Here is a 21,730-nt window from a genome sequence, read left to right on the forward strand (position 1 = left end):
TTCGTTCTGCCCTGGTGCCGGCCATTGGTGCCGCACTCCTCGTGGGGCTTCTTCCCCTGCAGGCCATGGCGTTGCCGCCGGATCCCGCCAAGGACGAAGTGCCCCGCGAGGAACTCGTCCTGGAGGACCTCCCCGCCGAGCAACTCGTGAGCGGCGCGACCCGCAACGCCGGTCTGGAGAGCATCGAGGCAGCGGCTCCGGAGGACCAGGTCGAGGCCCCGGCGGGCACGGCGACGCCGCCCGCCGCAGGCGCGGCCGACGTCTCCTTCGGTGGATCGGTGCAGCAGACGGCGCTCGCCGCCCCCGCCACCTCGGTCGAGCCCGCCGCGCTCGAACCCGCCGGCAGCCTCCCCGTGAAGCTGGGTCAGGCTCCCGGCGCGGCCATGCCGACAGGCACCTGGCAGGTGGCCGTCTCCGCACGAACGGCTCCGGAGTCCGACGGTATCGACGGTGCGGTGGTCACCGTGACGGCCCCCGCCACCGGCTCGGTCCCGGTCTCCGTCCAGCTCGACTACAAGACGTACCAGAACCTCTACGGCGCGGACTGGGCCTCCCGGCTGCGGTTCGTGCAGTTCCCCGAGTGCTACCGGACCACTCCTGATCTCGAGGAGTGCCAGGCGTACGAGGAACTGGAGACCGTCAACGACACCGACGCCAAGACGATCACTGCCACAGTCGATACCGCCGCCGACGGCACGATCACTCCGGCTGTGGCGCCCCGGACTGCCACCACCTCGCCCGGCGTGATGCAAGCCGCCTACGTCCAGCCGGTCGCGGTCGCGGCCGGCGGCGACACGGCCGTCATCGGCGCGGTTGACTCCGGTACCGGAGAAGGGGGGTCGTTCAAGGCGACCCCGCTGACCTCCAACGGAAGCTGGGCGTCGGGCAACTCCGCGGGCGCGTTCAGCTGGACGTACCCCCTGGCGGTGCCGTCGGCGCCGGCCGGCCCCACGCCGGACATCTCCTTCGCCTACAACTCGCAGTCGGTCGACGGCAGAACGTCTGTTTCCTCTCCGCAGGCATCCTGGATCGGCGAGGGCTGGGACTACGACCCGGGCCACATCGAGCGCCGCTACCGGACGTGCAGCGATGACCGGAAGGCCACGGACGCCGGCACCCCGAACAACACAGCCAAGAAGGAGAAGACCTCCGACCTGTGCTGGGTCTCGTACAACGCCGTGATCTCCCTCAACGGCAAGACCCTTGAACTCGTACGGGTCGGTGAGACGAATGTCTACAAGCCGCAGCAGGACGACGGCACCCGGGTCGAGCTGAAGACCGGCGGTGACAACGGCGACAACGACGGCGAGCACTGGATCGTCACCGGCCCCGATGGCACCCGGTACTTCTACGGTCTGAACAAAGTGGGAGACGGCCACGCCGACACCAACTCGGTCTTCACCGTCCCCGTCTTCGGCAACCATCCCGGCGAGCCCTGCCACGCTTCCACGTTCGCCGCGTCCCGCTGCAACAACGACACCCAGAAGCAGCAGGCCTGGCACTGGGGCCTGGACAAGGTCGTCGACATCCACGGCAACGCCATGGTCGTCAACTGGGTCCAGTCGATGAACCACTACGCCGTCAACAAGAAGTTCAAGACGCCCGAGAAGTACATCAGAGGCGGCCTCCCGGACTCCATCGACTACGGTCTGCGCGTCGGCGCGCTGGGTGCCACGCCCGCCGCGAAGATCGACTTCCTGCTGAAGCAGCGCTGCGTGCAGAACGACACCGTCTGTTCCTCGGAGAAGTTCGACCTCACCAAGGACCCGGCCTCCTACCGCCCATGGTGGGACAGCCCCGGCAACCTCAACTGCAAGTCGGATTCCAAGCTCTGCCCTGCGTTCCCGTCGTTCTGGAACCGGCTGCGTCTCGGTGGTGTCACCACCTATGCCCATCGCCCCGGCGTGAGCGGGCTGGCCAAGGTGGACACGTACACGCTCAACCACTCCTTCCCGCGTGACTGGTACGACACCTCTCCCGGTCTCTGGCTGAACTCCATCACCCGCCATGGCTTCACGCCCGGTGCGACCAGCGGCACGCCGATGTCCTCCGCCGGTGTCAGCTTCCACCCGTATGTCGTCGGCACCGGAGCCGAGCACCCGCTGAGCTCTTACCTCAAGGACAAGCATCTCCCCAACCTGGTGCCCAGGAGTGGCACAGATCCGCGTCCTGGCTTCACCCGCCCGCGCATCGGCGCCGTCTCCACCGAGCACGGCGGCGACATCGAGGTCACGTACAAGGGCGGCTGCAAGATCCAGCCGAGCGTTGCGCCCGCGGACAACCACGGCACGTGCTATCCGGTCCGCTGGTCTCCGGACGGCGAGGAGGAGAAGCCGGCCCTCGCCTGGTTCAACAAGTACGTCGTCCACACGGTGACCGAGACAGACAAGATCACCGGTGTCTCGGACCGAATCACCACCAAGTACGACTACGCGGGCGCCGGCTGGGGCAAGAGCGACGACGAATTCACCAAGCCCGAGCTGCGCACCCACAGCGTGTGGCGCGGCTACCAGCAGGTCACCACGGTCAAGGGCAGCAAGAACATCCCCGCCACGGGCCGGCCTCAGACCCAGTCGTACTCCGTCGTGCGCTACTTCCGCGGCACAGGCGGAGCAGTCAAGGACTCCAAGGGCGAAGTCACGCTCGCGGCGGACGACGCGCCCCAGTACGCCGGCCTGCCCGCCGAGGCCATCACCTATGACGGCACCGGCGGCCGGATCCTCAAGCGCACCCTGAACTTCCCCTGGTCCAAACAGACCGCCTCGCGCGAGCGAGCGGGCATCCCGGAGCCACTGCTGGCGCACCGGACCGGTGTCAGGCGCACCGATGCGATCCAGACCGTCGGCACCGGGTGGCAGGCGGTCCGCACCGAGACCGAGGTCGACCCCGACCACGGGCTGCCCATCCAGGTGCAGAGCGCGGTGGTCAAGCCCAACGGAACAGGCGAGACGCTCAGCGACTACAGCTGCGCCAAGACCGAGTACGTGGAGAACACGGTCGCGCACCTCATCGGCCTGCCCAAGTCCGCACGGGCGACGTCGACTTCGTGCGCGGACCATGCCTCCGCCGACCCCGCCACCCAGCTGATGGAAGCGGAGCACGTCTCCTACGACGGGCAGGCGTGGGGTGCGGCGCCGGTGAAGGGCCTGGCCACGACCGTCGCCCAGATCAACGGTGCGGGCACCGCCCATGACGTCGTCACCAGCGCGACGTACGACCCGCTGGGCCGCGTCCGCACCGTGACGAAGCCGCTCGTCGGGACCACGGAGACCCAGTACACCCCTGGTGACGCGGGTGGTCCCACCACCTCGGTCAAGTCCATCAATCCGAAGGGCCACACGAACGTCACCACGTTGGACCCCGGGCGCGGTACGGAACTGACGGTCACGGACACCAACGGCCGAGTGGTCCGCAACGAGTACGACGCGTTCGGACGGCTCATCAAGGGATGGTCGCCGTCGCGGTCCTCGGGCATTCAGAACCCCGACGTCCAGATCAGCTACCAGATGGCGGCGGTCACGCCCACGACGACCAAGCCATCCGCGGTGACCGTCCAGAAGATCAAGGACGACGGCACCTACGCCAAGCAGGTCACGATCTACGACGGTCTGATGCGGCCCGTCCAAACCCAGGGCGAGGCACACGGCCCCGGTCGGATCATCACCGACACCCGCTATGGCGACCACGGTGAGGTGAGCGAGCAGACCAACTCTTACCTGGCCAAGGGCGCCCCGGAGGCGGCGCAGTTCAAGCGGGCGTCCGACTCGCTCGTCCCGAGCCTGACCCGGACGCGCTACGACGGCCTTGAGCGCCCGGTCCGCGTGACCACCTACCACGGCGGAGAGTCCGCGTACTACTCGACGACGAGCTACCAGGACACGAGCACGTACAGCCGCCCGGCGGGTGGCGCGGCGCCGGCGACGAACACGTGGACCGATGCCCGTGGCCGGGTCGACATGGTCCAGCACTACACGAACTACTCCAGCAGCAAGTGGCGCGATACCCGCTACACCTACGACGCCCGGGGCAACCGCACCAAGGTCACCGACCCGGCGAACAATGTCTGGACGTACACGTACGACGCGCGGGGTCGCGTCACCGCCGCCACCGACCCGGACACCGGGGACGAGACGTACGGCTACGACGACGCCGACCGCCGGATCAGCGTCTCCGGCATCCGGAGCACGGTCCACACCGCATACGACACGCTGAGCCGCGTCACTGCCATCCGCGAGGGCTCCACGACCGCCGCGCCCGTCAAGGAGTTCACGTACGACACCCTGCCCGGTGCCGTGGGCAAGCAGGTGGCCTCGATCCGGCACGACGCCAGCGGCGACTACATCAACAGGATCACCGGGTACGACACCAGCTACCGGCCGACCGGCAGCGAGAAGGTCATCCCGGTGAACTCGATGACCACAGGAGTCTCGGGAACCTACGCCTACGCGTACGCCTACACCCCGACCGGCAAGCCGCTCTCGGTGACTCTGCCGGCCAAGGGCGGCTTGGCCCAGGAGAAGGTCATCTCTCGCTACAACGGAGATGGTCTGATCGAATCGACGTCAGGTCACACCTGGTACACCGCCGATGCGACGTACTCCCCGTACGGCGAGGCGCTGCGCACCGTCAGCGGACCGCAGCCGTACCGGGTGTGGACGACGAACTTCATCGATGAGCACACGGGCCGGGTGCAGCGCACGGTCGCCGACCGCGAGACCGCGAACTCCCACCGCATCAGCGACAGTTACTACTCGTACGACCTCGTGGGCAACATCACCTCCAATGCCCGCAAACTGACCGACTCCACCACCTCGACGTGGGACAACCAGTGCTTCACCTACGACGCGCTCGGCGAGCTCGTCCAGGCCTGGACGTCCAGCATCACGCCCACGACGGGTGGCACCGGGTGTAAGGCGGCGAACGGGGCCACCTGGGGGCCCCGCACGGACGGGATGAGTTCCGGCGGCCCGGTCGCGGACGCGGCCAACGCCGAGAACCCGGACGCCGCAGTGACGGACTCACTGGCGACAGCCGCCCCGGCGGCCGGAACGGTTTCCACAGGGACCACCGCGTACTGGCAGTCGTACGCGTTCGACGTCATCGGCAACCGCTCGTCGCTGGTTGAGCACAACACGGCCGATGCCACGAAGGACGTCACGTTCACGTACGGCTACGGCACCACGGTCACCGGGAATGGCACGGGTCCGTCCTCCCTGTCACAGCCGCACACCCTGGCCTATGTCTCGTCCACCCCGGCCGGCAGCGGCAGCTCCTACAAGAACGACGCGGCGGGCAACACGACGCTGCGCGACCTGCCGAGCGCCACGCAGGACCTGAAGTGGAACCGGGAGGACAAGCTCGAATCGATCACTGACGACGGCGTCACGACGCGGTACGTCTACGACGCCGATGGCAACCGCATCCTGGAGAACTCTCCTGCGGGCAGCGTCCTGTACCTCGGTGAGACCGAGTTGACCACCGCGGCGGGCACGATCACCCGGGCGGCTCGTACCTATGCGCAGGCGGGTGCCCCCACAGTCGTCCGCTCCACTGTCAACGGTGCCGCCAGTGGCCACAAGCTGGCCGTCCTGCTCACCGACCACCTCGGTACGGCTACGACGTCCGTCGAGCAGGCGGCGACCCAGCCGGTGACCCGCCGGGCCCACAAGCCCTACGGCGAGACGCGCGGTCCGAAGCCCGCCTGGCCCAACAAGCGCTCCTACCTCGGCGTCGGCATCGATGACGCGTCCGGCCTCACTCACATAGGAGCCCGCGAGTACGACCAGTCGACGGGACGCTTCATCTCCGCGGACCCGGTCATCGACATCACCGATCCGCTCCAGATGAACGGCTACACCTACGCCAACGGCAGTCCGATCACCAGGAGCGACCCCACGGGCCTCTTCTCCTGGGGAGACATCGGGAAGGCGATCAAGGACGCGGCCAAGGGCGGGTACCACGCCGGCGTCGACTGGTCGTCCGAGGTGGGCGAGACCTGGCACCGGTGGACCGGAGACCGGGACAAGGCCGAGCGCATGAAGGCGGAACGGGAGGGGAGGACGGGTCCCTTCAACGGGACTCAGTTCCTCAAGGGCCTCGCGGGCAAGCCGGTCAACAGCGTTCCCTACCGCGCCGGGTACGCGACTGTGTGGTTCCTGATGCCCATCCTGCCGGGGGCCTCAGTGGCGGCCAAGGCTCCTGCCTTGGTGGCCAAGGCGACGAACAAGTTGGGGTCGGGTGCGGCGAAGGGCGCCGCGAGTAGTTCGGTCCGGGCGGCACGAGAGGGCCTTCCGGTCATCGTTCCCAGCAGACGGGGTAATGGGTCGGTGAAGTTGCCCGCGCCCCCGCTGGAAATCCACAAGGCCTCCCCCGGGTGGACGCATTCGGGTCAGCTCGAGAAGGCATCGGGGATGGTTCACGACTTCGCCGTGAGGACTCGAAGCGGTAAGGTGAAGAACCGGACTTTCGCGGGTGCGTACAATATCGATACGGGTGATATCGCACTCGCCGGTTCTGGAGGAAAATCTCCCGGTTGCGGCTACTGCGCCGAGGGGAACCTCGTATGGGCGCTCGGCGGGGATGCTTCGAGAATTGTCTTCACCCACGCTGTCCAGGGTTCCGGTACGGCAGTGGAAAAAAAGACCAAGCCAAAGCCGGTCTGTGTCGATTGCCAGGATGACTTCCTGCCCGACATGTTTGAAGACGGCATCACGTTTGAACCTGGCGGCGCCTGGTAGCTTCCCGGGCCCTGAGAGGTGAAAGCATCTGGTTACCCGCCTGTCCCTGGCCCTCAGTGGCCGGGGGCAGGCGGGTAATATTTTGTTCGCCGGTGCGGGTTGAGCCCGACAGGGCAGTCGCCGAATGAGAGGCATGGAATTCCCAATGGACCATCGAAGTCGGCTGATTCACGCCGTGGTTGAGCAGAGTGGGCTCTCGAGGAGTCTCTGCAAGTGCGGAAGGCACAGCTCCCGCCACATCGTTGACGAGTTCTTCGAGACGCTTGACCGTGACCCCGGCAGCCTCATCGAGGAGGATTGGATGGAGGGGCACGTCCTTATTCAGTCATTCCTGATGGACTCGGCACCTGCCGTCGCGAGGATCCTCATGGCAGCCCTGCCGCACTACGGTTCCGGGGATGCCAGGGAAGTACTCCTGGAATCCATCAGTTTTCTCTCCGGCGGCGACTCCGACGAACTGGTCGCGCAATGCCAGGAAGTGATGGTCCGCGGTGTTTGGATCTTCCTCGAGGAGATTTCTTCGGGTAGGTCGGACAGATGTGCCTCATATGCCTTCGAAATCCTTGAGGCCCTCGAAGAGGACGAGTGGGTGAGGTTCGCGCGAGCCGAGTTCGCTGATCTCCTGCCGGCCGAACTGCTTGATCCGGATCATCTGTGAGGTTGTGAACGGCACGGACTCAGTGACGGGATCTGGAGCAGATTGGGGCCCGGAACTGAATCAGCAGGATGTTCCGGCTGCCGCACAGGAACCTGTGGCCCCGCCGGTTGGCCAGTCGTCGCCGCAGGAGCTTCAACGCCTACCTGGAGGCCCTGCCTGACGACGCGATGGTCGTACGCGTGCTCCACCACTCATGACGCGCGGCAAGGGAAGCCCAGTCATCGCACCTCGATGAACGCCTCGGCGTTCCTCGGCGGCCGTTCCTTCGGCGCCGCCGCCGCGTGTCCCACCGCCACCGCCCCCATCGGGTCCCACCCCGCCGGCAGCCCCAGCACCTCCCGTACGACGTCCCGGCAGAACATCGTCGACGACACCCACGCCGAGCCGAGCCGCTCGCCCGCCAGCGCCACCAGGAAGTTCTGCACCCCCGCGCCCGCCGCGACCACGAACATCTCGCGCTCGGCCGCGTCGCGCCGCGCGTCCCCGTAGTGGTGCGAGCCGTCCATCACCAGGCACGGCACGACCAGATACGGCGCCTTGCGCAGCACATCCCCGCGCCGCACCCGCTTGGCGACGGACTCCTCCGACTTGCCGTCGCGCCGCAGGTCCGCGACCCACGCCTCGCGCATCGCGTCGAGCAACCCGGCCCGCGCCGCCGCCGATTCGAGGAGTACGAACCGCCACGGCGTGGTGTGATGCGGCGCCGGGGCCGTCACCGCCGCGGCCACCGCCCGGCGTACCGCGCCCGGATCGACGGGCGCGTCGGTGAACTCCCGTACCGTGCGGCGCTGGGTCACCGCCTCCCGTACCGCCTCCGAGGTCCCCAGCCGGAACATGTCGTCGGCCGCGCTCCGCACCAGCGCCCGCGCGCCGGCCGCCGAGCCGTCGATGTCGCCCACCAGCTGGGACAGCCCGCGGACCACCGCCACCGGCAGCCCCGCCGCCTTGCCCTTCACCAGGTCGCCCGCCCCGGCCAGTTCATCGGCGGTCGCGACGACGGTCGCGCTCAGCTCATTGCCGTACGCGTCGACCCCGCCGCGCAGATCGTCCAGCACCCGCACCCCGGCCGCGCCGATCGCGACATCGGTCAGGCCACTGCGCCAGGGCCGCCCCGACGTGTCCGTGACGATCACGCCGATGTCGACCCCCAGCGCCTCCCGCAGCCCCTCGCGGATCGTCCGCGCCGAGGCGTCAGGGTCGGCGGGCAGCAACAGCACCGTCCCGGCGGGGGTGTTGGACGCGTCGACACCGGCCGCGGCCATCACCAGGCCCTGCCGGTTCTCGACGATACGCAGGGTGCCGCGCCGCGCCACCACCCGTACCGTCTCGGCGTCGATGGCCGCCTCACGCGAATCGGCCTCGACGATCCGGCCCTCCGCCTTGGACACGATCTTCGAGGTGACCAGCAGGACGTCACCGTCCACCAGTCCGGGTGACGCGGCGACGATCAGCTTGGTGAGATCGTCTCCCGGCTGGATCTCCCCGAGACCGGGCAGCGCCCAGACGCGGTACGAGGGCGCGGCCACCGGCACCGGCGAGGGCGCCGCGGCGGGTGAGGGCGCCAGAGCGGGTGAGGGCGTCGGAGCGGGTGACGGCGCGCTCATGTCCGAACCTCCTCGGCCAGCTCCAGCGCCCGCCGCGCCATCTCCGCCGCCGCGTCCACATCCGTCATCAGCAGCGGCACGGCCCGGCAGCGGATGCCCGCCTCCTCGACCTCCGCCACCGCGCCCGCGTCCACCGTGTCGACCAGCCAGCCGTCCAGCAGCCCCGAGCCGTAGTGCTGGGCGACGGCCGCGGCCGTGGCCTCGACGCCCACCGCGGCCAGAACCTTGTCCGCCATCCCCCGCACCGGCGCGCCCCCGACGATGGGCGACAGGCCCACCACCGGGACGCCCGCCTCCGCGATGGCCTCGCGGATCCCCGGCACCGCCAGAATCGTGCCGATGCTGACGACCGGGTTGGACGGCGGGAAGAGGATCACGTCGGCGGAGGCGATCGCCTCCAGCACCCCCGGCGCGGGCTTCGCCTGCTCCGCGCCCACCGGCACGACCGCCTCGGCGGGCACGGACGCCCGCAGCCGCACCCAGTACTCCTGGAAGTGAATGACCTTGCGCTCACCGTCCATCTCGACGGCGACATGCGTCTCGACGCGGTCGTCGGACATCGGCAGCAGCCGCACGCCCGGGTTCCAGCGCGCGCAGAGCGCCTCCGTGACGGCGCTGAGCGGATAGCCCGCGGCGAGCATCTGCGTACGGACGATGTGCGTGGCGAAGTCGCGGTCGCCGAGGCCGAACCAGTCGGGCCCCACTCCGTACGCCGCGAGCTCGCTCTTGACCTGGAAGGTCTCGTCCGTACGCCCCCAGCCCTGCTCCTCGTTGATGCCACCCCCCAGGGTGTACATCACGGTGTCGAGGTCGGGGCAGACCTTGAGTCCGAACAGATGAATGTCGTCACCGGTGTTGCCGATGACCGTGACGGCAGTGTCCGCGGCGTCGCCGCCGACGGCCTTTTGCAGACCGCGGAGGAAACGGGCGCCGCCGATGCCGCCGGCCAGAACCAGAATGCGCATGGAGAGCAGTCTGTCAGGCGGATACGACATCCCGGGCACCATCCCGGGCGGCCGGTGAGCAGTGCGCATGATGCATCGGCATCTCGGTCAGACCCGGGTAGTAAATGTGCAGACTGACGGCCGGTTCGAGCGAATCATTGATCACTTCGTGTACGTAGCCGGGAGCGAACACCCGCTGCGCGCCCGCCGTCAGAGAGCGGGCGGTCTGCCGTGTCCGTTCCGTGAGCTCGCCGTCGAGGACGGTCAGCACACCGGAGGACGGGCCGTGGTCGTGCGCTCCGCTGCCCTGGCCGGGCACCCAGGACAGCAGCCACACCTCGTAACCGGGGCCGGTGCGCAGCCGGTGGTACCAGCGGGTGGCGGTGTCGTACTGGACGAGGCCGGCCCACTGCGCGCGGTCGGCGGCGATGGAGCGGGCGAGCCCGGCGAATTCGGCGACGGTGGCCGGGTGGAGGGGGGCGGGCTGGAGGAGGTGCTGTACGGCGAGGATGTCGCCGGCAATCTGGAGATCGCTGTCGCTGTTCATGGGTGCGGTGGTTCCTCGGCAGAGAAGGTGCAGCGAAGGTGCGGAGCACGCGGAGGGAGCGAAGCCGGAGCGCTGAGGCATCAACAGCTGGAACAGCAACAGCAACAGCGCGCCTGGACAGCGCTGCGGAACCCACGGAGGGGGGTCGCGGAGAGCGCTGCGGTCGCTGGCATGGAATCAAAGGTGACGGGCGGGTCCACTGCTGTCAAATCAATGCCCGATTTGGCGGTAATGTTTCACCTCATCCGGTTACTGGGTGCGGAGAAAGGTTTGTGCATCCGCGACCGCGGAGACATGGCGCAGCAACCGCGCTCGTAAACGTCGTTGCGTCCCTGTGATCGGACTGTGATCCAGATCGCTTCAGTGGCTCGATCGCAACAGGATCGAACCCCGCGGCGTCTTCCCCGTGGTGGGGAGGGGTGCGGGGCAGGCCACTGGCATGTGTCAGGTTTTTGCTGATTTGAACACTTTCCGCATAGCCTTGGTTCCGCAGAGTGAATACCGGGCTCGATAGCAGATCTCGGCTTGACTGGCCCGGAGCTACGCACTTGTAATTTCACTCGTGTCGTTCCGCCTGAAATGGATAGCGGCAACATCACGGGGACGCAAAAAGACAGACGAGGGGCGCACATGACCGAGCTGTTCGAACAACTGCTGGTCGAGGACGCGGACGAGGAACTCGGCTGGCAGGAGCGTGCGTTGTGCGCCCAGACAGATCCCGAGTCCTTCTTCCCCGAGAAGGGCGGTTCCACCCGCGAGGCCAAGAAGGTATGCCTCGCCTGCGAGGTCCGTTCCGAATGCCTTGAGTACGCCCTCGCCAACGACGAGCGATTCGGCATCTGGGGCGGCCTGTCCGAACGCGAACGCCGACGGCTCAAGAAGGCCGCCGTCTGAAAAGCCGACAACCCGCAAACCCGGCCGATGCCGGGGCGGATTCCTGAACCCGAGCGGACTGCCTGAACCGGATGCCTGAACCAACGCGCCTCATACCCGAGACCCGGCCAAACGCCACAAGCCGCTACGTACACCACGGTCCGTCGCCTGCGTACTCTCCGCAGTCGGCGGACCGTTGCAGTACCAGCCGTTAGTGTGGGGCCCCGTCCGAGACGCTCCAACGCCCCCCACGGGGCGAACCCCCGGCCGGAGGGCCCGTACCTCGATGTCCGCCACCACAGCCGCGTTCGTTCCCGCACATCCGCCTGAGTTCCCGCGGCATGTCGTCACCGCCGTGCTCGTCTCCCACGACGGCGCGCGCTGGCTCCCCGACGTCCTCGCCGGACTCCTCGGCCAGGAGCGCCCCGTACAGAACGTCGTAGCCGCCGACACCGGCAGCGCCGACGACTCCGCCCGGCTGGTCACCGAAGCGCTCGGCGCCGAACGTGTGCTCCACCTGGCCCGCCGTACCGGCTTCGGCACCGCCGTCGACGAGGCCACCCGCACCGCGGCCGAACTCACCCCCGACGACCTGCCTTACCTGAAGCGGCCCAGCGGCTGGGATCCCGTCAGCCGGAGCTGGCGCGACGAGGCCTACGACCTGCCTGAGCTGCCCCACGGCGAACCCGTCCAGTGGCTGTGGCTGCTCCACGACGACAGCGCGCCCGAGCCCGGCGCCCTCGCCGCGCTCCTCAGGGTCGCCGACTCCGACGAGTACGCGGCCGTCATCGGCCCCAAACTGCGCGGCTGGTACGACCGCAAGCAGCTCCTCGAAGCAGGCGTCTCCATCGCCAACAGCGGACGGCGCTGGACCGGACTCGACCGGCGCGAACAGGACCAGGGACAGCACGACCAGGTCCGTTCCGTCCTCTCCGTCTCCTCCGCCGGAATGCTCATCCGCCGCGACGTCTTCGATCAGCTCGGCGGCTTCGACCGGCGGCTGCCCCTCATGCGCGACGACGTCGACCTGTGCTGGCGCGCCCACACCGCCGGGCACCGCGTCCTCATCGCCCCCGACGCCGTCATGCGCCACGCCGAGGCCGCCGCCCGCGAGCGCCGCAGCGTCGACTGCGCGGGCCGGTCGGTCGCCAACGCGCACCGCGTCGACAAAGCGGGCGCGATCTACACCCTCCTCACCAACACGCGCGGCGTCGCCCTCCCCTACGTACTCCTGCGGATCGTCCTCGGGACCCTGCTGCGCACCCTCGCCTACCTCGTCGGCAAGGCGCCCGGACAGGCCGTCGACGAAGTCATGGGCCTCTTCGGCACCCTGCTGCGGCCCGAGCGGATCATCGCCGGACGCCGCAGACGCGCCAAACAGGGCAGCGCCGTGGAGAAGGGCGAGCTGCGGCCCCTGTTCCCGCCGCCCGGTGCCACCATCCGCGCCACCGTCGAACAGATCGCGGGCCACTTCGGCAGCGGCGACGAGGCCGACACGGGCGGTTCGCGGCACGGAGCGGCCGGCGTCGTCGAATCGGGGCCCGGCGACGACGAAGCGGACTTCCTCCAGGTCGAACAGTTCGCGCGGCTGAAGAAAATCGCGCGCAAGCCGGGCCCGTTGCTCTTCGCCGTGCTGCTCGTCGTCTCGGTCGTCGCCTGCCGCGGACTGTACGGCGGCGGGGCGCTGGCGGGCGGCGCGCTGCTGCCCGCGCCCGCCGACGTCTCCGATCTCTGGTCGCGCTACGCCGACAGCTGGCACCCTCTCTCCACCGGCGGCACCCAGACCGCACCCCCCTACCTCGCGGTGCTCGCGGCCCTGTCGGCGCTGTTCCTCGGCTCCACCGGGCTCGCGCTCACCGTGCTGCTGGTCTGCTCGGTCCCGCTCGCCGGGTTCACCGCGTACTTCGCGTCGCGCCCCATAGTCGGATCCCGGCTGCTGCGCGCGTGGGCGAGCATCGCGTACGCCTTCCTGCCCGCCGCCACCGGCGCGCTGGCGACCGGACGGATCGGGACCGCCGTACTGGCGGTGCTGCTGCCCCTGATCGCACGCGCGGGCGTCGCCGCCCACGGACTGCGATACGGCGGCGGGAGCGGGAGTGGTGAGCGGGGCAGCTGGCGCGCCACCTGGGCCTACGCCCTCCTGCTGACCCTCGCCATGGCGTTCACGCCCATCGTGTGGCCGATCGCCCTCGTTCTCGGGATCGGCGTCCTCGCTCTGCGGCGCGGCGACATCATGGCGTACGGGCTGCGCTTCCTCGCCGCCCTGGGCACCCCGCTGCTGATGCTCGCGCCCTGGTCGCTGACGCTGCTGACCAGCCCGTCGGCCTTCCTCGGTGAAGCCGGACTCGAGGCCGGAACCGCTGCCCTGGATTCCGGGCAGGCCACCGCGCTCGACCTTCTCTCCATCAGCCCCGGCGGCCCCAAGGCAGCCGGCGGACTCCTGCTCATCGGTATCGTCCTCGCGGCGCTGGCGGCTCTGCTGCGCGGCGAACGGCAGTTCGCGATCCGTACCGCCTGGGCCGCCGCCCTCATCGCGCTGATCTTCGCGGCACTGGCCAACGGCTCCGGCTGGGCAGGCCCCGCCACCCTCGTCTACGGCATCGCCCTGCTGGCCGCCGCGGTACTCGGCGCCGAAGGCGGCCGTACCCGCGTCGCCGCCCAGAACTTCGGCTGGCGCCAGCCCGTCGCCGTACTCATCGCGCTCGCGGCGGGCGTCGGCCCGGTCCTGGCCGCGGGCAGCTGGATGCTCAGCGGGGCGGCCGGGCCGCTGGAACGCCGCGACCCGGTCCAGGTGCCCGCCTTCGTCGCGGAGGAGAGCAGCACCCGCGACCAGCCGCGCACCCTGGTCCTCGGCGGCACCTCGGCCGCCAAGGTCTCGTACAGCCTGGTACGGGGTTCCGGCGCCCGGCTCGGCGATGCCGAACTCGCCGCGGCGGGCGGCGGCGACGCCCGCCTCGACAAGGTCGTCGCCAACCTCGTCGCGGGCTCGGGCGCCGACCAGACCAGCCAGCTCAGCGGCTTCGCGATCCGGTACGTGCTCGTACGGGCCGGAGTACCGCGCCAGACCAGCCGCGTCCTCGATGCCACGCCCGGTCTCAGCAGGCTGAGCCAGCTCGACGGCAGCGCGCTGTGGCGCGTCGACCGGCAGGTCGCACGGGCGACCATTGTCACCGGCAAGAGCGACCCGCTGCCGGTCGCGTCCGACGCCGTCGAGGCGCACGCCAAGATCCCCGCGGGAGCGGCGGGCCGGGTGCTGCGCATCGCCGACCGCGCCGACGAGGGCTGGCAGGCCACACTCGACGGCCGCGCCCTGAAGAAGACCACCGTCGACGGCTGGGCCCAGGGCTTCGAACTGCCCGCGGAGGGCGGTCGGCTGGACCTGACGTACGAGGACACCGCCGCGCACACGGTGTGGGTCTGGGCACAGGTCGTGCTGGTGCTGGTACTGGTGGTGCTCGCGCTGCCGGGCAGGCGGCGCGAGATCGACGACGACCTGCCGGAGGAGGAGGTCGTCGTACCCGCGCAGGCGGTGGCGGGCGAGGGCCGCAGGGCACGCAGGCTGCGCGCGCAGTCGGAGGAGGGGGCGGCGACCGAAGAGGCCGCGGAAGTGGCGGTGGACGCCGGCCCTGAGCAGTACGAGCAGCAGCACGAGCAGCACGAGCAGCACGAGCAGCACGCGGCCGTGCCGCAGCAGCAGCCCCAGCCGCAGTACGACGAATGGGACGCGCAGACGTACCCGGCCCCGGATGCCGGAGGCGGCTACGCCGCAGCCCCGTACAGCAATGAGCAGCAGTACCAGTACGGCGGCGAGCAGCAGCAGTACCAGCAGCAGCCGCCGTACCAGGCGGACCCGTACCAGGCGGACCCGTACCAAGCGGACCCGTACCAGGCGGACCCGTACCAGTACGGCGAGGCGCAGCAGTACCAGGAGGGGCAGTACGACCCGTACGGATACGGTCAGCAGCCCCCGCAACAGCCCTACGTCGACGGTGTCGACGGTACTGAGAACGAGCGAGGCGAGTCACAGTGATCAGAGTGCAGCGCACCACCATCTCGCTGATCGCGACCGCCGTCGCACTCGCCGCGGTCACGGGTTTCGCCGTGCTCACCGCGCCGGACGGCGGTACGGCCGACGAGGCGAAGGCCCCGGCGCGGCTGCCCGTCGAGCGCTCCAGCCTGGTCTGCCCCGCGCCCAGCAGCTCCGAGATCGCGGAGACCGCGTACACGTCCTTCACACCGGCGGGGAAGGCCGCAGGGTCAGGAGAGGCGAAGGGCGGCACAGCGGAACTGAAGCCGTCCGCCACCACCCTGGTTGACGTCGACACGGCAAAGACGGACACGGCGAAGACGGACACGGCCAAGGCTCCGAAGAAGCCGGCGGCGGACAAGCCGGGCAAGGCGCTGCTCACCCTGAAGGAGCCCGGCAAACCGGTCGCGGCCAAGGCCGCCGGCGGCGAGGCCCCCGCCCTCGTCGGCACCGCCACCGGCAGCCTCGCCCCCGGCTGGGCCGCCCAGCAGACCACCGAGGTCAGCGTGGGCGACGGGCGCGGCCTGCTCGGCGTCAGCTGCACCGCGCCCGACACCGACTTCTGGTTCCCCAGCGCGTCCATCGCCAAGGAGCGCCAGGACTATGTCCACCTCACCAACCCGGACGACACCGCCGCCGTCGCCGACATCGAGCTGTACGGCAAGGACGGCACCCTCAAGACCACGCTGAACGAGGGCATCCCGGTCCCGCCCGGAGCGAGCGTCCCGGTCCTGCTCTCCACGCTGACCGACGAGACGGCCACGGATGTCACCGTCCATGTCAGCACCCGTACGGGCCGCATCGGCGCGGTGGTCCGGGCCGCCGACGACAAGACGGGCAGCGACTGGCTGGCCGCGTCCGCCGACCCGTCGGGCACGATGGTGCTCCCCGGCATCCCGGCGGACGCCACCTCGGTACAGCTGGTGGCTCTCGCGCCCGGCGACGAAGACGCCGACCTGAAGGTGCAACTGGCGGGCGCGACCGGCACGATCACCCCGGCCGGATCAGAGACGCTGCACCTCAAGTCCGGGATGACCGCGGCCCTCGACCTCAAGGACGTAACCAAGGGCGAGGCAGGGTCCCTGATCCTCAGCCCGGTCCAGAGCGGCCGGGCGACCCCTGTGGTGGCGGCGCTGCGCGTCGTACGGGGCAAGGGCGACAAGCAGGAGATCGCCTTCATCCCGGCGACGGCCCCGGTGGGCGAACGGTCGAGCATCACCGACAACCGGGCCACGGGCTCGATCCTCTCCCTGACCGCGCCGGGCGCCGCCGCCCAGGTCAAGGTCACCGCTTCGGCCGGTACGGAGGGGGGCACCCAGGTCGTCAAGACGTACACCGTCAAGGCCGGTACGACGCAGGCGGTCACCCCGCCGGTCCCGGCGGGCCTCAAGGGCTCGTACGCCCTCACGATCGAGACGGAGTCGGGCGGCCCGGTACACGCGTCGCGCACGCTCACGCTGCCGGAGAACGGCATCCCGATGTTCACGGTGCAGACGCTGCCGGACGACCGGGGGACGGTGGCGGTACCGGAGGCGGAGCAGGACCTGTCCGTACTCGACGACTGACCGGTCGGCCGTCAGTCCTGTCCGTTCACTTCACTTCACTTCAGTTCAGTTCAGTCCTGCCCGTACCGGGGATCCACCGACTCCGGCGCCAGCCCCAGCAGCTCAGCGACCTGCTCCACCACGACCTCGTGCACCAGCATGGCCCGCTCGTCGCGGCTCTTCGTACGGATCTCCACGGGCCGCCGGTACACGACGACCTGGGCGGGCCGTTCCTTGTTCGCCGGAACGGAGCTGCCCAGCGGCACCGACTCCTCCGGCGCGCCCGGCACGTCCAGTACGAGGAAATCAACATCGGCGAGCTGTGGCCATCGCCGCTCCAGCCGCTCCACCGAGTCCTGCACGAGGTCCCTGAAGGACTCGGCCCGGCTGGTGGCAAGGGGTACCTGGGGCGGTGCGACCGGCCCGCGCATACCGCGGCCGTGGCGGTCGCGGCGGCGCGGCCGTGGCTCGGTCGGGCGGGGCGGTACGGGACTGTCCATCACTGACGCAGCGTAGCTCTCCCGGGCGTGCGTCGATCCGGTGCGCGCCCCCGGGGCAGCGGCATGTCGCCATGCGTGTCGCTAATTGAACATTCCAGCCAAGCTTGGGCCCGAATGTGTACCGCCCGACGATCATCGATCGCATCGGGACTGACCTTATTTATCCCAAGTCGTGACCGGCCAGGCCGCGGCCGTCGCCCGCGCGCCTCTCTTTCCGTGCAGGTCAGGGCAGTTGCCCGGAGAGCCGCTATGGCGGACGTCACACGGCGACACGGTGGAGTGAGCTGGTGGAGAGTCGTCGCAGCCCGCTCAAGAGTGCGGTACCGTCCAACATCGTGAGCCCTGTACGTCGCTGTTCGCGCACCGCGTGCGGCCGTCCCGCCGTCGCGACACTGACGTACGTCTATGCCGACTCGACCGCGGTCCTCGGCCCGCTCGCCACCTACGCCGAGCCCCACTGCTACGACCTGTGCGCCGAGCACAGTGAGCGGCTGACCGCCCCGCGCGGCTGGGAGGTCGTGCGGCTCACCGACGGTTCCGTTCCGGCGCGCCCCAGTGGTGACGATCTCGAAGCGCTCGCCAATGCCGTACGGGAAGCGGCCCGCCCGCAGGGGCGGACGGCCGAGGCGGGCGCGCGGAACGGCCGCAGGACGGCGGACCCGCTGGAGGTCGCGCGCCGCGGCCATCTGAGGGTGCTGCGCTCCCCGGATTCCTGAGCGACCAGGGGACCCTTCTTGGCGAGTGAATCCCGTCCGGACGATTGACCTCCACTTGTCGCGAACATGACAATTCCTTCATCTCTGGAGGTAGGTCTGCCGTGTTTGTGCAGCAACTGGAACCCGTCGCCGACTCGCTCGCCCTGTCCGCCCTGGTAGCCGCGCTGCCGCTGGTCACCGTCCTCGTACTCCTCGGCGTCGTACGCATGAAAGCCCACCGCGCCGGACTCACCGGCCTCGCCGTCGCCCTGTCGACCGCCTGGCTCGCCTACGGAATGCCCCTCGGGCAGACCCTCTCGGCAGGCGCGCAGGGAGTGCTCTTCGCGCTCTTCCCCATCATGTGGATCGTCGTCAACGCCCTGTGGGTCTACCGGATGACCGTCCGCACCCAGCACTTCGACGTCCTGCGGCGCTCCTTCGGCCGGCTCTCCGACGATCCCCGCATCCAGGCCCTCGTCATCGCGTTCTGTTTCGGCGCGCTGCTCGAAGCGCTCGCCGGTTTCGGTGCGCCGGTGGCCATCTGCTCGGTGATGCTCGTCGCGCTCGGTTTCGACCCGGTCAAGGCGGCGGTGGTCGCCCTCGTCGCCAACACCGCGCCCGTCGCCTTCGGCGCGATGGGCACCCCTGTGGTGACACTCGCGCAGGTCACAGGCCTGCCGCTGGACTCGGTCGCCTCGGTCGTCGGCCGCCAGACACCGCTGCTCGCCCTCGTCGTGCCGCTGGTGCTGATCGGCCTGGTCGACGGGCGGCGCGGCCTGCGCGAGACCTGGGCCCCGGCGCTCGCCTGCGGTTTCGCCTTCGCGGCGGCACAGTTCGCGGCGGCCAACTACGTCTCGGCCCAACTCGCGGACATCGGCGCCGCACTGGCGGGCGCGGCGGCCTTGGTCGCGGTGCCGGGCGCGCGCAGGCCGGCCGCCGAGGCGGTACGTACGGCGGTGCTCACGGGCGTACGGAGTGAGGACCTGGACCAGGAGGACCCGCGGCGCGAAGTGGTGCGCGCCTACGCGCCGTACGCGCTCATCGTCGCGATCTTCTCCGTCGCCCAGATCCCTCCGGTCAAGCGCCTGCTGGCGGAGGCGACCCGCGTCTTCGACTGGCCCTTCCTGGAGGTCGCCGGTCCGGATCCGGAGCGGGCGCCGGCCGGCGCCAATGTCTTCACGCTGCCGCTCGTCTCCACCGGCGGGACGCTGGTGCTGCTGGCGGGGGCGCTGACCGCGTTCGTCCTGGGCGTACGCGCGCGGGAAGCGCTGCGCGAGTGGGCGGCGACCGTGCGCGAGCTGCGGTACGCGATCCTCACCGTGACCTCCGTACTGGCGCTCGCGTACGTCATGAACCTGTCCGGCCAGGCCGCCACCATCGGCCACTTCGTCGCGGCGGCGGGCGCCGGACTCGCCTTCCTGTCGCCGGTGCTCGGCTGGTTCGGCGTCGCCGTCTCCGGATCGGACACATCGGCGAACGCGCTCTTCGGCGCGCTCCAGGTGACGGCGGCCAGGGAATCCGGTCTGTCGCCGGAGCTGCTGGCGGCGGCCAACAGCTCGGGCGGCGTACTCGGCAAGATGATCTCCCCGCAGAACCTGACCATCGCGTGCGCGGCGGTGGGACTGGCGGGGAAGGAGGGCGATCTGCTGCGCAAGGTGCTGCCGTGGAGCCTGGGACTGCTGCTGGTGATGTGTCTGATCGTTACGGCACAGAGCACCGCGGTACTCGGCTGGATGCTTCCGGGTAGTTTGAGGTGACCGCATCGCAGAGATGTGCGGAGAAACTTACCGACATTCAGGATTCAGGAGGGATGGCCCGTGACTGCTGATCTGTCGCAGATCGTGAAGGCGTACGACGTCCGCGGGGTGGTGCCGGATCAGTGGGACGAGGATCTGGCGGAGCTGTTCGGGGCCGCCTTCGTCCACGTGACGGGCGCGGACGCGATCGTTGTCGGCCATGACATGCGGCCGTCGTCGCCGGGGCTCTCCAGGGCCTTCGCGCACGGGGCCATGGGCCGGGGCGCCCATGTCACCCTGATCGGGCTCTGTTCGACGGACCAGCTGTACTTCGCCTCCGGGAAGCTGGACCTGCCGGGCGCGATGTTCACGGCCTCGCACAACCCGGCGCAGTACAACGGCATCAAGCTGTGCCGGGCGGGCGCGGCGCCGGTGGGCCAGGACTCGGGCCTGGCGGACATCCGGGCGCTGGTCGAGGACTGGTTGGAGCACGGTACGCCGCCGGCCCCGACCATCGTGCCGGGCAAGCTGACCGAGCAGGACACGCTGACGGACTACGCCGCGCACCTGCTGTCCCTGGTGGACCTGTCGGCGATGCGCCCGCTGAAGGTCGTCGTGGACGCGGGCAACGGAATGGGCGGGCACACGGTTCCGACCGTTTTCCAGTCCCTGCCCGTGACGCTCGTACCGATGTACTTCGAGCTGGACGGCACGTTCCCCAACCACGAGGCGAACCCGCTGGACCCGGCGAACATCGTGGATCTGCAGGCCCGCGTGCGATCCGAGGGCGCGGACCTGGGCGTGGCCTTCGACGGCGACGCGGACCGCTGCTTCGTGGTGGACGAGCGGGGCGAGGGCATCTCGCCGTCGGCGATCACTGCTCTGGTGGCGGCCCGCGAACTGGCCAAGCACCCCGGCGGCACGGTGATCCACAACCTGATCACGTCGTGGTCGGTCCCGGAGGTTGTACGCGAGAACGGCGGCACACCGGTCCGTACGCGGGTCGGCCACTCGTTCATCAAGGGGGAGATGGCGCGTACGGGCGCGATCTTCGGCGGAGAGCACTCGGCGCACTACTACTTCCGGGACTTCTGGAACGCGGACACGGGCATGCTGGCGGCGCTGCATGTACTGGCGGCGCTGGGCGAGCAGGACGGCCCGCTGTCGGGGCTGGTGGCGCAGTACGACCGGTACACGGGCTCCGGCGAGGTCAACTCCACGGTCGACGACCAGGCGGGCCGGATGGCGGCGGTGAAGGCGGCGTTCGAGGGCCGTGAGGGCGTGACGACGGACGAACTGGACGGCCTGACGGTGTCGACGGCGGACTGGTGGTTCAACTTGCGCCCGTCGAATACGGAGCCGCTGCTGCGCCTGAACGTGGAGGCCCGGGACGAGGCGACGATGGCGAAGGCCCGGGACGAGGTACTGGGGCTGGTCCGGGGGACGTGATCCAGCCCCGCCGGCGTTCGAGGCGCGCTCTCAGCCTCACCGGCGTTTGAGGGCGCGCTTCTCAGCCTGGTCGGGGTGTGAGGCGCGCTCTCAGCCTCGCTGGGGCGTTCGAGGCGCGCTCTCGGTCTGGTCGGCGTTTGAGGCGCACTTCCAGCCTCGCCGGCGTTTGAGGCGCGGGGTCTGGGGCGGAGCCCCAGTTAAGGGATGGGGGTACCTCCCACGCCGCTAGGCGTAGGGGGAGGGCGGGTAGGGGAAAGCCCGCCGCAGGCGCACCCCGCACCCGCACACCCCGAACCCCCAGAACGAGCCGCACCCCGCCCCCCGGCGGTAGGCTGACGTGGCTCAATCCGCAAGACGACGACCGCAAGACGCGACCGCAAGACGCGACCGCCACGTGCCCGCAAGTCCAGACGCCA

12 protein-coding genes are annotated in these 21,730 nt (G+C 69.8%); 8 read left to right on the forward strand and 4 right to left on the reverse strand.

Translation table 11 applies throughout. The features are described from left to right. The first annotated feature begins 65 nt into the window (after positions 1–65). Positions 66–6,737 (forward strand): RHS repeat domain-containing protein, encoded by a 6,672-nt coding sequence (locus ACIHCQ_RS20455; protein ID WP_399663948.1) that lies wholly within the window; start codon positions 66–68, stop codon positions 6,735–6,737. Positions 6,738–6,882: 145 nt separating this feature from the next. Continuing rightward, positions 6,883–7,395, forward strand: a complete 513-nt coding sequence (locus ACIHCQ_RS20460) for a hypothetical protein (RefSeq protein WP_399663949.1) — start codon at positions 6,883–6,885, stop codon at positions 7,393–7,395. A 218-nt stretch (positions 7,396–7,613) separates the two neighbouring features. Here ACIHCQ_RS20460 and ACIHCQ_RS20465 read toward each other — a convergent pair whose 3' ends face one another. From ACIHCQ_RS20465 to ACIHCQ_RS20475, 3 genes are read right to left on the reverse strand one after another with little or no spacing between them, the layout of a single operon-like run. Next, entirely contained in the window at positions 7,614–8,999 is a 1,386-nt protein-coding gene (locus tag ACIHCQ_RS20465) for a coenzyme F420-0:L-glutamate ligase (protein WP_399663951.1), read from the reverse strand. Next, positions 8,996–9,964 (reverse strand): 2-phospho-L-lactate transferase, encoded by a 969-nt coding sequence (gene cofD / locus ACIHCQ_RS20470; protein WP_399663952.1) that lies wholly within the window; start codon positions 9,962–9,964, stop codon positions 8,996–8,998. Before cofD ends, ACIHCQ_RS20465 begins: the two co-directional genes overlap by 4 nt. A 13-nt stretch (positions 9,965–9,977) precedes the next feature. Further along, positions 9,978–10,490 carry a cysteine dioxygenase gene (locus ACIHCQ_RS20475; RefSeq protein ID WP_399663954.1) on the reverse strand — a complete coding sequence of 171 codons (513 nt, stop codon included), beginning with the start codon at positions 10,488–10,490 and terminating at the stop codon, positions 9,978–9,980. A 630-nt stretch (positions 10,491–11,120) separates the two neighbouring features. Between ACIHCQ_RS20475 and ACIHCQ_RS20480 the strand changes: the two genes are divergently transcribed. The 3 genes from ACIHCQ_RS20480 to ACIHCQ_RS20490 all read left to right on the forward strand — a co-directional run bounded on the left by ACIHCQ_RS20480 (position 11,121) and on the right by ACIHCQ_RS20490 (position 16,955). Further along, the gene (locus ACIHCQ_RS20480) at positions 11,121–11,384 is read left to right on the forward strand and encodes a WhiB family transcriptional regulator (protein ID WP_023541320.1); all 264 of its coding nucleotides are present in this window, start codon (positions 11,121–11,123) and stop codon (positions 11,382–11,384) included. Between the two features lie 265 nt (positions 11,385–11,649). Next, positions 11,650–15,393, forward strand: coding sequence for a glycosyltransferase (locus tag ACIHCQ_RS20485; RefSeq protein ID WP_399663956.1), 3,744 nt, complete (start codon positions 11,650–11,652; stop codon positions 15,391–15,393). Between the two features lie 5 nt (positions 15,394–15,398). Then, on the forward strand, positions 15,399–16,955 hold the full coding sequence (locus tag ACIHCQ_RS20490; RefSeq protein ID WP_399663958.1) for a DUF5719 family protein: 1,557 nt from the start codon (positions 15,399–15,401) through the stop codon (positions 16,953–16,955). 50 nt (positions 16,956–17,005) lie between these two features. On the opposite strand, the gene ACIHCQ_RS20495 is transcribed toward ACIHCQ_RS20490, so the two are convergent. Next, entirely contained in the window at positions 17,006–17,434 is a 429-nt protein-coding gene (locus ACIHCQ_RS20495) for a metallopeptidase family protein (RefSeq protein WP_399663989.1), read from the reverse strand. A 287-nt stretch (positions 17,435–17,721) separates the two neighbouring features. On the opposite strand from ACIHCQ_RS20495, the gene ACIHCQ_RS20500 reads away from it, so the two are divergent. From ACIHCQ_RS20500 to ACIHCQ_RS20510, 3 genes are all read left to right on the forward strand, one after another. Continuing rightward, positions 17,722–18,150, forward strand: coding sequence for a DUF3499 domain-containing protein (locus tag ACIHCQ_RS20500; protein ID WP_399663960.1), 429 nt, complete (start codon positions 17,722–17,724; stop codon positions 18,148–18,150). 101 nt (positions 18,151–18,251) lie between these two features. After that, a complete protein-coding gene (locus tag ACIHCQ_RS20505) occupies positions 18,252–19,886 on the forward strand; it encodes an L-lactate permease (RefSeq protein ID WP_399663962.1) in 1,635 nt (544 codons plus the stop codon). A 60-nt stretch (positions 19,887–19,946) separates the two neighbouring features. Then, positions 19,947–21,314 carry a phosphomannomutase/phosphoglucomutase gene (locus tag ACIHCQ_RS20510; protein ID WP_399663964.1) on the forward strand — a complete coding sequence of 456 codons (1,368 nt, stop codon included), beginning with the start codon at positions 19,947–19,949 and terminating at the stop codon, positions 21,312–21,314. The last annotated feature ends 416 nt before the right edge of the window (positions 21,315–21,730 follow it).

It is taken from the genome of Streptomyces sp. NPDC052236, assembly GCF_044548015.1.
Taxonomy (GTDB): domain Bacteria; phylum Actinomycetota; class Actinomycetes; order Streptomycetales; family Streptomycetaceae; genus Streptomyces.